This window comes from Paenibacillus sp. FSL L8-0158 (assembly GCF_038592965.1).
GTDB lineage: Bacteria > Bacillota > Bacilli > Paenibacillales > Paenibacillaceae > Paenibacillus > Paenibacillus polymyxa_D.
The window spans coordinates 3,303,186-3,316,776 of the sequence record NZ_CP151949.1 but is presented as its reverse complement, the minus strand read 5'-3'; the positions used below and the strand labels follow the sequence as shown (position 1 = coordinate 3,316,776).

Genomic DNA, 13,591 nt, shown 5'->3' with positions numbered 1-13,591 from the left:
ACGATTAGACAAAGGGGGAGCATGAATGGTCGACAAAATCGACTTGTCTGCGGGAGTGTCCGGCACACAAAGCGGAGCTTCGGAATATGGCGCGGACGACATTCAAGTGCTCGAAGGGCTTGTGGCAGTTCGCAAACGGCCGGGCATGTACATCGGGAGCACCAGTTCTTCGGGGCTGCATCATTTGGTATGGGAAATTGTAGACAACGCGGTGGATGAACATCTCGCCAAGTTTTGCTCTCGCATTGATATTACAATGCATAAGGACGGTTCCGTTACGGTATCAGACAACGGACGCGGTATTCCTACGGGAATGCACAAAACGGGAATTCCTACGCCTCAGGTTGTATTCACCATTTTGCACGCCGGAGGTAAGTTTGGCGGTTCGGGATATAAAAAGTCCGGGGGTTTGCACGGTGTAGGTGCGTCTGTAACGAACGCTCTTTCGGAATGGCTTGAAGTAGAAATTTACCGGGACGGCAAGATTCACCGTCAGCGGTTTGAATATTGGCAGGACAAGAAGGGCGTGGAGCATGTCGGGGAACCGACCACAGGCCTTGAAGTGCTGGGCAATACTAACAAGACGGGATCGAAAATTACATTTAAACCGGATATTCGTGTTTTTCAGGCAGGCATTCATTTTAACTACGATACGTTGGCTGAGCGCCTTCAGGAAATTGCTTTTCTAAATTCGGGCCTTCGTATTCAACTTAAAGACGAACGCAGCGGAAAGTCGGATGAGTATTTTTATGAGGGTGGAGCAAGTCAGTTTGTTGCTTTTCTGAATGAGGGCAAGGATGTGCTGCATGACGTTATTCACTTTAATGCCGAGAAAGAAGACATTGAAGTAGAGATTGCCATCCAGTACAATGCAGGTTATACAGAGACGATTGCTTCGTTCGTCAACTCCATTCCGACACGTGGCGGAGGTACGCATGAAACAGGATTCAAAACCGCTTACACTCGTGTCATGAACGATTATGCCCGGAAAACGGTGATGTTGAAAGAAAAGGATAAAAACTTGGAGGGCAACGATCTACGTGAGGGCATGATGGCTGTAATCAGTGTCAAGATGGCTGAGGTTGAATTTGTCGGTCAGACAAAGGATCAGCTGGGTAGCGCTTCGGCACGAAGTACAGTGGATGCCATCGTATCTGAGCAGATGCAGCGTTTTTTGGAAGAAAATCCGCAGATAGCACAAACTTTGATCAAGAAGGCAGTTCAAGCATCCAGAGCGCGTGAAGCTGCACGTAAAGCTCGGGATGAAATGCGTTCTGGTAAAAAACGCAGTGAAAGTTCCAATTTGAATGGTAAACTGTCGCCTGCGCAGTCCAAGGATTTTACACGTAATGAGTTGTTTATTGTGGAAGGCGATTCGGCTGGAGGATCAGCCAAGCAGGGACGGGATTCCAAAATTCAGGCCATATTGCCACTAAAGGGCAAGCCGATGAATCCGGAAAAATCCAAACTGGCGGATATTATGAAGAATGATGAGTACCGTGCTATTACAGCAGCTATTGGTGCGGGGGTAGGAACAGAGTTTTCGCTGGAAGACAGCAATTATTCCAAAATCATCATTATGACCGATGCAGATACAGATGGTGCGCACATTCAAGTGCTGTTGTTGACGTTCTTTTATCGGTATATGAAAGAGCTTATTGATGCAGGACGCATATTTATTGCTCAACCGCCATTGTATAAAATAACTCGAAAGTCGGGTAAACTCGAAACCGTGCGTTATGCTTGGACTGACGAGCAGCTCGATAATTACTTAAAAGAATTTGGACGAAATTTTGAGCTACAACGCTATAAAGGGCTCGGGGAAATGAACCCTGATCAGTTATGGGAAACAACGATGAATCCCGATTCACGCACCTTGTTACGCGTTCAGATAGAGGATGCAGCCAAGGCTGAACGTAGGGTGTCCACTTTGATGGGTGATAAGGTGGATCCACGCAAACGCTGGATCGTGGAAAACGTAGATTTCACGGAATACGTAGAGTAGTGCTATCAAAAGAGGTGTATACATGAGCTTATCGGAGCAGTTTTTGCCAGCTTTTCTGGAGGAAGTGGTCGGTGACCGCTTTGGCCGATATTCCAAATATATTATTCAGGACCGGGCGATACCCGATGTACGGGACGGATTAAAACCCGTGCAACGTCGTATTCTTTATGCAATGTACGATTCGGGCAATACGCCGGATAAAGCATATCGTAAATCGGCCAAAACCGTTGGGGACGTTATGGGTAATTACCACCCCCACGGTGATTCGTCGATTTACGACGGCATGGTACGGATGGCACAGCCCTGGAAAATGAGTCACGTGCTGGTGGACGGTCACGGTAACTGGGGTTCCCAGGATGATGACCCGGCAGCAGCTATGCGTTACACGGAGGCCCGCTTGTCTCCGATCGCAATGGAAATGCTGCGCGATATTGAAAAGCGTACGGTTTTGTTCAAGGACAATTTTGATAACTCGGCCAAAGAGCCCGTGGTGTTGCCGTCTCGTTATCCAAATTTGTTAGTGAACGGTTCCAGTGGGATCTCGGCGGGATTTGCGACAGAGATCCCTACACATAGTTTACGCGAAGTTATTGATGCCAGCATCGCGGTGATGGAGAAGCCGGAGATTGAGTTGGAAGAGATTATGACCTTTATTAAAGGTCCTGATTTCCCGACGGGTGGACTCATTATGGGTGGCGAAGGCATCAAGGACGCTTACCGCACGGGAAAAGGACGCATTTATATTCGTTCCAAAACGGAAATTCAGTCCTTGCGCGGAGGTAAGCAGCAGCTGGTCATTACCGAAATCCCATACCAAATCGTCAAATCAAGGCTCGTAACCGCCATGGAAAATATCCGTCTGGAGAAAAAGGTGGAAGGGATTGCCGAGGTTCGTGACGAAAGTGGACGAAATGGTTTGCGCATCGTTGTGGAGCTGAAGAAGGAAGCCGATGCGGAAGGGATTTTAGCATATTTACTGAAAAAAACCGACCTACAGGTGGCATATAACTTCAATATGGTAGCCATTGTGAACAAAGCGCCACATCAGCTTGGGCTAAAGTCCATTTTGGAAGCGTATATTGCTCATCAACGCGAAGTTGTCACTCACCGTATCCAGTATGAACTGGAAAAGGCAGAGGATCGTGCCCATGTGTTGGAAGGTTTGGTCAAGGCACTGAACATTCTGGATGAGGTCATTGCAGCCATTAAAGCTTCCAAAAATCGCCAGGACGCGCAAAATAATTTGCAATGGATGTTTGGTTTTAGCGAACGTCAGGCAGATTCTATTTTGACTTTGCAGTTGTACCGTCTCACCAATCTGGAAATCACCACGCTTGAAAAAGAACTGGGTGACATCCAGAAAAAAATCGCGCAATATCGTTCTATTCTGGAAAGTGATCGTAAGCTGATCAGTCTGATTCGCAAGGAACTGTTGGAAATTCGCGAAAAGTACGGCATTGACCGTCGTTCAGATATCCAGGGCGAGGTAGAAGAGATTAAGGTAAACCTGGAAGTCATGGTAGGAGCAGAGGATGTGTTGCTGACACTCTCGAAAGATGGCTATGTGAAACGTACAAGTATGTTGTCATTCACTCGTTCAGGCGGGGAACGTTCAAGTTCCGGTGTTAAAGAAGGAGATTACGTTACCCAATTGCTTGATGTGAATACGCTCGATGTATTGCTCGTCTTCACCCAGCGAGGACAATACTTTTTACTGCCTGTACATCAGGTGCCAGAGTATAAGTGGAAAGAGCCGGGAACTCCAATTGTCAACGTCATTCCGTTATCGAAGGAAGATCGTATCGTAAGTGTTATTCCGCTCAAAAACATCGAGGAAATCGGTAAAAGCCTGGTATTTGTAACAAAGAAGGGCCAAGTAAAGCGTACAGAGTTGAAAGAATATGCTACAAAACGTTCCAGTGCCGTAGCCGCCTGCAAAGTAGCAGGGGACGATGAGGTGTTATCGGTAACGTTAAGCGAGGGTACCCGGGATATTATGCTGATTACTCGCGCGGGAATGAGTATACGCTTCAAGGAGCAAGAGGTTAATGCGATGGGCCGCGTCTCGGCTGGTGTCAAAGGTATACAGCTGGCGGAAGGCGATGAAATTATCGCGGCGTTATGGGTAGATGAGGATGAAGGAGAAGTGTTGGTGCTGACCGAGTCCGGTTATGGTAAGCGTACGCTTCTGCTAGATTATCCTACACAGGGAAGAGGCGGCAAAGGAATCACCACCTTTGAGTTCAAGGAAGGCAAACGAGTACGTTCGAATGGCACTCGAATCGTGGCTGCTTTCTATTGCCGTGAAGCTGTTCAATTATTTGCAATCACAGCAGAAGGACAGACGATGTCCTTCCTTTCGGAAAAGGCTCCTTTGACCGAACGAAAGGATACAGGCAAGCTGCTAGCTCCAGTAGAGAAGAAGGACGAAATTGTGAATGTGCTGCTGCGTAGTGAGCCGCAAGCTTCTCAGTCCATAGAATAGTAGGAAAGTCAAGCGCTTTTTAGCTCGAAAAAGAGAGGTCCTCTCGTGCCATTCCGGCACGAATGAGGACCTTTTTGCCGTCATGGTGTCGAACCCTGACCAGCCTTCAAAACCGAGGTGAGACTTCCTTCCCCTTTTCATTTCATGCTCCAAAAACGGCAGGAAACCGGGGCTGAATGGCGAAAATTTAATGTGATGAAATACAATCCGGACGGTGGCCCATACGGTAACTTTGATGCTTTTACTGACCCTGTTATTTAAAGGAGTGAGGCAAAATGCAAACGACCGAATTTGCGAAAATCTGGTCCAGAATGGCTAAGGATTATAAGGTTCATATGGAGCAGCAGCTGGCTCCATCACTAACAGAAGCTCAACTTACGGTGCTGGAGGTTTTGAACGAATACGGCCGCATGAAACCGTCTCAACTAATCCCATATCTCGCCACCACACCAGCCGCGGTTACGATGCTGCTGGATCGGATGGAGCGGAATCGACTGGTCACCCGTTTCAGAGATGTAAAGGACCGTAGAATTGTATGGATTGTTATCTCGGATCAAGGGAGAGAAGAAGTAGAGCGTGGATTGCGAATCCGGGATGATTTTCTGGGTTCTGCACTAAACCGAATTTCTCAGCACAATCAAAATTTGCTGGTTTATTTGTTGGGGAAAATTACAACGAAGACGAAGACCTCAGTATCGACAAGTGAGGCTGAGGGAGTAAAGGAACAAATAGAACGAGCAGAATAACTAGAATGGTGGATGCATGAAAAGTAGCTGTACGCAGCAGATTATCATTTTAATATTTATAGGAGTGCGCGGATGTAAATACCTATTGTGGTATTCATACCGCGCTTTTTTATGTGTTGAAGGATAGGTGATATTTGGGTGAATGTTGACATTTACATAAGAGATGATAAAATAATAGTTATAAATAAATAACATTTCGTATACAAATAGTTTCTAGTTTATGTATATGCATATGGACTGTGAATTGGGTAATAGAAAGAAGGATGGTTCCAGTGAGTGACAGAGAGGAAGACAGACTTGAGGTGTACCGGATTATTCAATCAATAAGAGAGGTTAATAAAACGATATTTTATGCCTTCTGGAATGAGGAGCAGCATATGGATCTGACGGCCATACAGCATATGGCTTTGGCCATTCTGAATAAACGCCCCAACATCGGGTTATCCGAGCTGGCAGACATAGCACATGTGGGAAGCAGCTCTATGAGTGGGGTGGTTGACCGCTTGACCAAGGCGGGATATATTGCTCGCGGGCGGCATGAGCATGACCGTAGATCCTTAGTGCTGACGCTTACGCCGGAAGGAAAAGATATCATGGAAAAAGTAGACGCCATGTGGATGGAGCGCGTCTTGCCCATTCTGGACATCCCGAAGGAGCAGCTAGAGATGGTCCTGGATATCCATAAACAAATGATCATGAAATTAACACCGAAGGGAATGAATCAACTTGAGCAGTCCTCAAATGACACTACCAGGTAATGTACGCAGAGCACCCATTGTGGCCGCTCTGTTGATTGGCGCGATTGTAGCGATATTAAATCAGACGTTGATCAGTGTGGCTTTACCGAAAATGATGAGTGATCTGAATATAGATGCAAATATAGCTCAGTGGCTTAGCACGGGCTTTATGCTCGTGAATGGGGTACTGATCCCGGTGACCGCGTTCCTGATTGCCCGTTTCTCCACTCGTAAATTGTTTATTAGTGCGATGACTATTTTTTCAATAGGCACGCTGTTATGTGCTATAGCGCCAGGCTTCAGCATATTGCTGATCGGTCGGCTTATTCAGGCCGCTGGAGCAGGTATCATGATGCCATTAATGATGGTCGTTATCTTGAACATCTACCCAATAGAGCGTCGTGGCCGAGCGATGGGAACCTTGGGGATTGCGATGGGTTTTGCTCCAGCCATTGGGCCTACCTTATCCGGTTATATAGTACAGCATTATGACTGGCGGGTATTGTTCTGGATCATCCTACCGATTTCAGTGATTTCGATTGTGATCGGATTTATTTTTCTGAAAAATGTAACGGAGCAGTCCAAGCCTAAGTTGGACATTCCTGGCATCATTTTGTCTACGCTCGGTTTCGGTGGACTGTTATACGGCTTTAGTGATGCAGGAACATCGGGTTGGGGAAGTATTCCGGTCCTGTCTACGCTTATCGTGGGGACAATTTCGCTTATTTTGTTTATTATCCGCCAGCTGAAGGTAGATGAGCCTATGCTGGAGTTCCGTATCTTTAAATACGATGTGTACAGCTTGACGACAATCATTAATGTGATTGTGACGATGGCTTTGTACGCCGGTATGATATTGCTTCCGATTTATTTGCAAAATATTCGGGGTTTTACACCGCTCCAGTCCGGTATGCTAATGTTACCGGGAGCGATTCTGATGGGGCTCATGTCTCCTGTAACGGGGGCTATTTTTGACCGAATCGGAGCACGTTGGTTGTCTGTAATTGGCTTGCTGATCATGGCTATAACAACTTGGGAATTTACACGGTTGACCGAAACAACCACCTATATGACACTGTTAATTAATTATACGGTGCGGATGTTCGGGATGTCGTTACTGATGATGCCGATCCAAACGGCAGGGTTGAATCAGCTTCCGCAACGATTGAATGCACATGGTACGGCGATGAGTAACACGCTACGTATGATTTCCGGCTCGATTGGGACGGCAATTCTGGTGACGGTGATGTCCACACAAAGCAGCAATCGTTTGACGTCGATTGTTACATCTGAGGGACTAACTGTGACGGATAAAGCGGGGATGCTGGCTGCAGGCAATCAAGCTACAATTTATGGGATTAACTCGGCATTTATCATTGCAACAGTGTTGAGTGTGGCCGCTCTGATTTTAGCGTTTTTTATTAAAAATACGAATGCAAAAAACGCCCATCCCCGTCAACAGCTGGTAAGCAGCAAGAAGGGGCAGTCCGTGGCTTCCTCGTCATAAAAGGATGAGATGACGCATTAATTTAATTTTCTGCAAAAAAGAACCTGCAATGCATGTTTGTTCACATGCGTTACAGGTTCTTTGTGCAAATGGGGATTGAGGATGTAGATATCCGGATAGAGCAGGGCTTTTCGGTTCAAATTTCAGACGTAATCATGTTCTCATAAAGCGACCTGGGCCATTCATTCCATGGAAATTGGACAGGAGGTAGCGAATGAAATCTCATATCGTCCTTGCTAACCGGATGCGGTGCTCCAGCGAGTAAGGACCAAAGCGCCAGCTGTTGACCGGGCCGACTCAGATTACCCCCATATTTTTGGTCACCGTAGAGGGGACAGCCGATCGCTTGCATTTGCACACGAATTTGGTGTGAGCGTCCGGTGTGCAACTTAATCTGCACGAGACTGAGTCCATCCGCTTGTCCGATTACGCGATACTCCAAAATGGCTTCCTTCGCACCAGCCGTGCCAGGCCGAACCGTTTGAACTGTGTTGGTTCGACTATCCTTTAGCAGGTAATGGGTCAGACGGCCTTGCGGGGCCGTAGGAACGCCATTCAGAACGGCTGTATACAGTTTGTGGAAATGACGACTTCGAACCGACTCTGACAGGCGAGAAGCAGCTTTGGACGTCTTAGCAAAAATCATGGCTCCACCTACAGGCCGATCCAGTCTGTGAACTAAACCCAAAAAAACGTTACCAGGCTTATTGTGTCTAATTTTTAAATCTTCCTTGAGTAAAGACAACAGATCAGGATCACCACTGGCATCCTCTTGCGTTGGAACATTGACAGGCTTTACAACCGCCAAAACATGATTGTCCTCATATAGGACAGGGATGTTCGACTGTGCATGTTCATGCCGAGTAAGTTCATTTTGAGTCATAAGAGGAATTTAAGCCTCCCAGCGTCCGAGAATACCACAAGGCAAATTCAATCCCGATCGTGTGATCGGCAATCCGATTTCACCAGCGCTAATTTGGCCGCCGTACTTTTGTTGCATTGTCATGCTCAGCATGTTGCGCAATACAGTAGGCGAAATACCTGTAGTATAGGAGTTAATCAGCATGAACAGCGGTTGATCCGAAATGATGCTCATGCAGGATTCGAGAAACGGGTATAAGCTTTCTTCAAGCTTCCAAGTTTCTCCGTTCGGTCCGCGCCCGTAAGAAGGAGGGTCCATAATAATGGCATCATAACGGTTACCCCGACGTTGTTCCCGTTGCACGAACTTGAATACGTCGTCCGTAATGAAGCGTACCGGACGGTCAGCCAGACCGGACAATTGAACGTTTTCCTTTGCCCACTGTACCATGCCTTTGGCGGCATCCACATGAACTACACTGGCTCCTGCATACGCAGCAGCAGTAGTGGCTCCTCCCGTGTATGCAAACAGGTTCAGTACGGAAATCGGTCTGCCTACGCCTTTGATTTTATCCATCATCCAGCTCCAGTTCGCTGCTTGCTCCGGAAAAAGACCAGTATGCTTGAAGCTGGTCGGTTTAATGTGGAACTTAAGCGGTCCATAGCTAATTGTCCAGCGCTCGGGGATAGGTTTTTTCATATCCCAGTTGCCGCCACCGGAGGAACTGCGGTGATAATGCCCATGAACATTACGCCATTCGGCTGTTTCTTGGGCCAAAGGCCATATGATTTGCGGATCGGGACGACGCAGGACAATATCACCCCAACGTTCCAGTTTTTCACCACCGCCTGTATCCATTACTTCGTAGTCTTTCCATTCTTGTGCTACATACATGTACAATCCATCCTTCAGCAGTCAATTCAGGATTCAGGCAGTAATCTGCACAGAAATCCCCATATGGAGTCTATTGTACAACAAACCACAGCAACAATCGAATGATTACATAAATAAGTAAGTAGTCAATGGGTCTAAAATATTTTTTCTCGGATGTACTTGTAATTATAACGCTTCCATATTAAAATGAAACCAATCCCACTTGTACGTACAACCATCCGTTTTTTATTATAATAATGAAAAATGGAATGGATTGTACGTACATAATATTTTTTATCAACACAGCTGAAATTCTACTTCATTAAACAGGCCTTTAATTAATTTGCTTATTATAGGTTTTCAGCCAGCAGCCGCATGTAATGCGGCTGTTTTGCGTATATTTCCCCAAGATTAAACCTAGTTTTTGAAATTAACATTTGACAATGAGAATCATTATCAAATATTATTTGAGTAACAGGGAGTGAAAGCATCCCATATTTCAAATAAAGGTGAGGGATGAACTTGGGTAAAATCATGATTACTTATGCCAGTTTGACCGGTAATACAGAGGAAATTGCGGAATTGATCGCCGAGGGCGTCCGTCAGGCAGGACATGAGGCTGAGCTGAAGGCTTCGTATGATTGCAGCGCGCAAGAACTGCTCGCATATGACGGGTTCCTGCTGGGTGTATATACATGGGGAGATGGTGAGCTTCCTGATGAATTTTTGGATTTTTACGAGGAACTAGACGAACTTGATCTGTCTGGTAAAAAGACGGCAGTATTTGGTAGTGGAGATACATCCTATACGCAATTCTGTGGTGCAGTGGACTTGGTAGAGGAAAAGGTCAAAGAACGCGGCGCATCGGTCATTCAGGAGAGTCTGAAGATTGAATTCAATCCATTGGATGATGACAAGGAGAATTGCCGAGCTTACGGAAGACAATTTGCACAGGCTGGTATTGGGGTGTCCTGAGAAGAGAGTGAGGGATAGGTATGCGCAATAGCGATAGCTTAAGCGGCTTTCCTCTTCTGCACGACTATCAGCTGGAGGAGATGTGGAGAACTCCACAGCCAATCCGTCAATCACAGAGGAAAAGAGGGCGTGAGGGCTGGAATTGGCGGCAACGGGTTCAATATGCAGTAGGGCATGCGCTCAACGAATACTTTGGAATGGAAGTAAAGGTACGGCGGGAAGTCCCTGTCCAGTATGTGCTGGAGAAATGGTGGCCCAAGCAGTCAGACAGCTTTGAATCTTTGTTCCATTATTGGGATGTCAAAAATAAAGTGTCAGGTGAGTTGTCAAAAATTTGTGGCTTAAATAATGACTTGATGGTGCCTGTGATGCTGTATGAACAATTTTGTACGTCCGTGCCTGAGTTAGAGGTCAATATTTCGCTTATTGTTCAGGCTGCTTGGCAACTATCAGCAGAAGCAGATTCCCTGCTCATTCAAAAGTACATCGTTGACTATAATCCTAACGTTATTAGTACATTCCAACATATGACAAATGTATTTTGTTATTATGCATTTGGAGCTCTTCCTCAGCTTATTGAGGTATACTGCCTGCTGGAAGGCAAGAAGGTCCGTTTCATTCCGGGACCTGCTTCTTTACAGCAATCTCTGGATTACGTACGGCTATTACGGGATTCCAAAGAGGATGTAAATGGGACGACAGAACGCTGCCGTTGTGGAGGGTGCATAGGGGAGCAAGTTTCTCAGGGAAACAGAATGAATAAGAACACGAAGGAAGGGCAGGAGGCGAAAAACTGCAAACAACGGTTAGCTGTACCTACGCCTTTCTCTTAACGTTATTGTGTAACCCTTTAATTGTAAAATATCCCTTTTCGTGAAAGAGCCTTGGAAACAAGGTTCTTTTTTATGAAAAAAAATTATGAAAAAACTGAAAATTTATGTTGCCTGAATAGATAAATATATCTATAATATTTCAATGTACAATAGTTATATGAAAATATTTAAATATAAAAAGACGGTTTGTGGATCATGGATTAGCTTGTCCTATGTACATAAAATAAGTCCTGTCTTTTGCATGGCACGTTGCCATGTGTTTATTTACGTTCTTCATTTGGTTTAATGGCCTAATATTTCAATTTTAAAATATTAGCGTTGAATAATAAAAATTTTTTGGACAACAGGGGTGGAAGAAGTGAGTAAGAAAACTGTATTGCCAATCCTCATTGTACTGCTCGTTCTGAGCGGTGGAGCTATTGGCTACTATTATTGGTATCAAGCAACACACTTTGTTAAAAGTGACGATGCGCGCATTCAAGCAGATCAATATAAAGTAATGCCGCAAATCTCCGGAGAAATAAGCCACATTGATGTGGAAGAAGGAGATGTTGTTCAGCGTAATGAACCTATTGCCGAGCAGGATGTATCTGGGCTGGATGCGAGTATGATCAGCAAGTCCGTACTGCGCGCGCCGATCAACGGAACCGTCATTAAGATTTATTCCAAAGAGCATGAAATCGGATCGCCGGGTAGTGCTGTTGCAACTATGGTGGATATGAACAGCTTGTACGTATCCACGAACATTGAAGAAACGGACATTAACCGTATTAAACCAGGACAGCTTGTGGATATTACGCTTGATGCAGCAGGTGACCAGGTGATTCAGGGTAAAGTTCGTAAAGTGGGCGAAGCCTCCAACGCCGTGTTCTCACTCGTTCCTGCAGTCAACACAAGTGGTAACTTTAACAAGGTGACCCAGCGTGTGCCTGTAGAGATTGCTGTGAACAAGCCGAAGGACATGAAGCTTATCCCTGGAACGAACGTGGAAGTAAAAATTCATACACCTTAAAAAGGAGGGGTCCATGTGGCTGCCAATGAAATTGCTGCTGCTCCTTCGACAGATTCTTCCAAAGAACGCTGGCTTGCCTTTTTCGCTATCGTTTTAGGCGCCTTTGTCGCCATTCTGAACAACAGTCTGATCAATGTCGCCATTCCTAGATTGACGACGGATTTAGGATCTACGACGACACGTATTCAGTGGGTTATTACAGGTTACACGCTTGCATCTGGTGTAATCGTACCGATTACCGGATATATGGAGCAGCGCCTCGGATACAAAAAGTTTTTGATTCTAGCACTCAGCGTATTTTCGCTGGGAACGGGAATATGTATTTTTGCATGGAGTGATTCTTCCCTGATCGCAGCACGGGTGCTAGCTGGTCTGGGCGGTGGTGTTATTATGCCGCTGAGTATGACGATTATTTACAAAATTATGCCGCGTGAACAAATCGGTATGTCCCTTGGTATATGGGGGATCGCCGCAATGGCAGCGCCGGCTGTAGGGCCTACGCTTAGCGGATATTTGATTGAGTGGTTTAACTGGCGGTTCTTGTTTATTGTCAGTGTGCCGGTTGCTTTATTTGCAATTTTAATGGTTATTCTTCTAATCAAAGAGCCGCCTAAAGTAGAGCCGAAGCCGTTTGATCTACCGGGCTTTTTGCTGGCCGCAACTTGTGCCGGAACACTCTTGTACGCATTGACAAACGGCCAGCGTGATGGCTGGACTTCTTTTGGAATTGTATCCCTGCTGTTTATTGCTTTCTGGGCACTTGTTTTTCTGATCTATGTAGAAAGCGGCAAGGATAATGCTGTAATTGAAATCTCATTATTCAAGAATTCAAAGTATACGATTAGTGTTATTGCCTCTAGTCTGGTCATGATGGGGATGTACGGAGGAACGTTCCTAACACCGTTGTTTTTGCAAAATATCCAGCGTGTGTCACCGATTGATACCGGTATTATCCTCATTCCACAGGCCATTGCTATGGCGGCTATGATGCCTATTGCTGGGAAGCTGTTTGATAAGTTCGGGATTGTGCCTTTGGGGCTTGTGGGCCTGACGCTAACCAGCTTTATGACCTATCATCTTCACCAGCTTACGCCAGATACTTCGCATGCCTGGTTGGAAACCGTAATGGCATTACGGGGTCTGGGAATTGGTATTTGCATGATGCCATTGTCCACGGTCGGTATGAATGCCGTTCATCCGAGCAAGGTAGCCAATGCATCTACAGCATCCAATCTGGTACGTACTGTGGCTGCATCTATGGCGATTGCGGTGCTAACCGCCATTATGCAAAGCCGTTCGGCTGCTCATGCCCAGCAAATTTCGGAGTCCATTACGCCAGACTCGGCTCATACGCTACAAGCGACATTGGGCAGCTCATGGATGTCATCCATAAGTAGTTTAATCACACTAGATGCCACATCAAGAGGGATTGGGGATACGTTCCTCATTTCATCCATACCGCTGTTTTGCACGATTCCACTAATCTTTTTGTTTATTCAGAGGAAGAAAGCAAAGACACAGCCGGAAGCTTAATCAAAGAACTATAAAATATGACT

11 protein-coding genes are annotated in these 13,591 nt (G+C 45.8%); 9 read left to right on the top strand and 2 right to left on the bottom strand.

What is annotated here, in order from left to right; genetic code table 11:
- The first annotated feature begins 25 nt into the window (after window positions 1–25).
- From parE to NSQ68_RS14345, 5 genes are all read left to right on the top strand, one after another.
- Entirely contained in the window at window positions 26–2,005 is a 1,980-nt protein-coding gene (gene parE, locus NSQ68_RS14365) for a DNA topoisomerase IV subunit B (protein WP_028540692.1), read from the top strand.
- A 22-nt stretch (window positions 2,006–2,027) separates the two neighbouring features.
- Entirely contained in the window at window positions 2,028–4,490 is a 2,463-nt protein-coding gene (gene gyrA, locus NSQ68_RS14360; RefSeq protein WP_342426337.1) for a DNA gyrase subunit A, read from the top strand.
- Between the two features lie 275 nt (window positions 4,491–4,765).
- Window positions 4,766–5,236 (top strand): MarR family transcriptional regulator, encoded by a 471-nt coding sequence (locus tag NSQ68_RS14355; protein WP_307345905.1) that lies wholly within the window; start codon window positions 4,766–4,768, stop codon window positions 5,234–5,236.
- 272 nt (window positions 5,237–5,508) lie between these two features.
- Complete coding sequence (locus NSQ68_RS14350; RefSeq protein ID WP_342426336.1) at window positions 5,509–5,994, top strand: MarR family transcriptional regulator; 486 nt, start codon at window positions 5,509–5,511, stop codon at window positions 5,992–5,994.
- The gene (locus tag NSQ68_RS14345) at window positions 5,978–7,480 is read left to right on the top strand and encodes a DHA2 family efflux MFS transporter permease subunit (protein WP_241113518.1); all 1,503 of its coding nucleotides are present in this window, start codon (window positions 5,978–5,980) and stop codon (window positions 7,478–7,480) included. The genes NSQ68_RS14350 and NSQ68_RS14345 overlap by 17 nt, the downstream gene beginning before the upstream one ends.
- 136 nt (window positions 7,481–7,616) lie before the next feature.
- On the opposite strand, the gene NSQ68_RS14340 is transcribed toward NSQ68_RS14345, so the two are convergent.
- Both NSQ68_RS14340 and NSQ68_RS14335 read right to left on the bottom strand, forming a co-directional pair.
- Window positions 7,617–8,363 carry an RluA family pseudouridine synthase gene (locus tag NSQ68_RS14340; protein ID WP_342426335.1) on the bottom strand — a complete coding sequence of 249 codons (747 nt, stop codon included), beginning with the start codon at window positions 8,361–8,363 and terminating at the stop codon, window positions 7,617–7,619.
- Between the two features lie 9 nt (window positions 8,364–8,372).
- A complete protein-coding gene (locus NSQ68_RS14335) occupies window positions 8,373–9,236 on the bottom strand; it encodes a class I SAM-dependent methyltransferase (protein ID WP_342426334.1) in 864 nt (287 codons plus the stop codon).
- 495 nt (window positions 9,237–9,731) lie between these two features.
- On the opposite strand from NSQ68_RS14335, the gene NSQ68_RS14330 reads away from it, so the two are divergent.
- The 4 genes from NSQ68_RS14330 to NSQ68_RS14315 all read left to right on the top strand — a co-directional run bounded on the left by NSQ68_RS14330 (window position 9,732) and on the right by NSQ68_RS14315 (window position 13,568).
- Complete coding sequence (locus NSQ68_RS14330; RefSeq protein WP_049817022.1) at window positions 9,732–10,190, top strand: flavodoxin; 459 nt, start codon at window positions 9,732–9,734, stop codon at window positions 10,188–10,190.
- Window positions 10,191–10,210: 20 nt separating this feature from the next.
- A complete protein-coding gene (locus NSQ68_RS14325) occupies window positions 10,211–11,023 on the top strand; it encodes a hypothetical protein (protein ID WP_342426333.1) in 813 nt (270 codons plus the stop codon).
- A 358-nt stretch (window positions 11,024–11,381) separates the two neighbouring features.
- Window positions 11,382–12,035, top strand: coding sequence for an HlyD family efflux transporter periplasmic adaptor subunit (locus tag NSQ68_RS14320; protein ID WP_029518141.1), 654 nt, complete (start codon window positions 11,382–11,384; stop codon window positions 12,033–12,035).
- 15 nt (window positions 12,036–12,050) lie between these two features.
- Window positions 12,051–13,568: a DHA2 family efflux MFS transporter permease subunit gene (locus tag NSQ68_RS14315; protein WP_039271206.1), complete on the top strand. Its 1,518-nt coding sequence runs from the start codon at window positions 12,051–12,053 to the stop codon at window positions 13,566–13,568.
- Window positions 13,569–13,591: the final 23 nt, after the last annotated feature.

What these genes read in the sequence shown, in the direction of transcription:
- NSQ68_RS14355 (WP_307345905.1), top strand. Translation starts at nt 4,766, where the DNA reads ATGCAAACGACCGAATTTGCGAAAATCTGGTCCAGAATGGCTAAGGAT.
- NSQ68_RS14335 (WP_342426334.1), bottom strand. Translation starts at nt 9,236, where the DNA reads ATGTATGTAGCACAAGAATGGAAAGACTACGAAGTAATGGATACAGGC.
- NSQ68_RS14345 (WP_241113518.1), top strand. Translation starts at nt 5,978, where the DNA reads ATGACACTACCAGGTAATGTACGCAGAGCACCCATTGTGGCCGCTCTG.
- NSQ68_RS14330 (WP_049817022.1), top strand. Translation starts at nt 9,732, where the DNA reads ATGAACTTGGGTAAAATCATGATTACTTATGCCAGTTTGACCGGTAAT.
- gyrA (WP_342426337.1), top strand. Translation starts at nt 2,028, where the DNA reads ATGAGCTTATCGGAGCAGTTTTTGCCAGCTTTTCTGGAGGAAGTGGTC.
- parE (WP_028540692.1), top strand. Translation starts at nt 26, where the DNA reads ATGGTCGACAAAATCGACTTGTCTGCGGGAGTGTCCGGCACACAAAGC.
- NSQ68_RS14340 (WP_342426335.1), bottom strand. Translation starts at nt 8,363, where the DNA reads ATGACTCAAAATGAACTTACTCGGCATGAACATGCACAGTCGAACATC.
- NSQ68_RS14325 (WP_342426333.1), top strand. Translation starts at nt 10,211, where the DNA reads ATGCGCAATAGCGATAGCTTAAGCGGCTTTCCTCTTCTGCACGACTAT.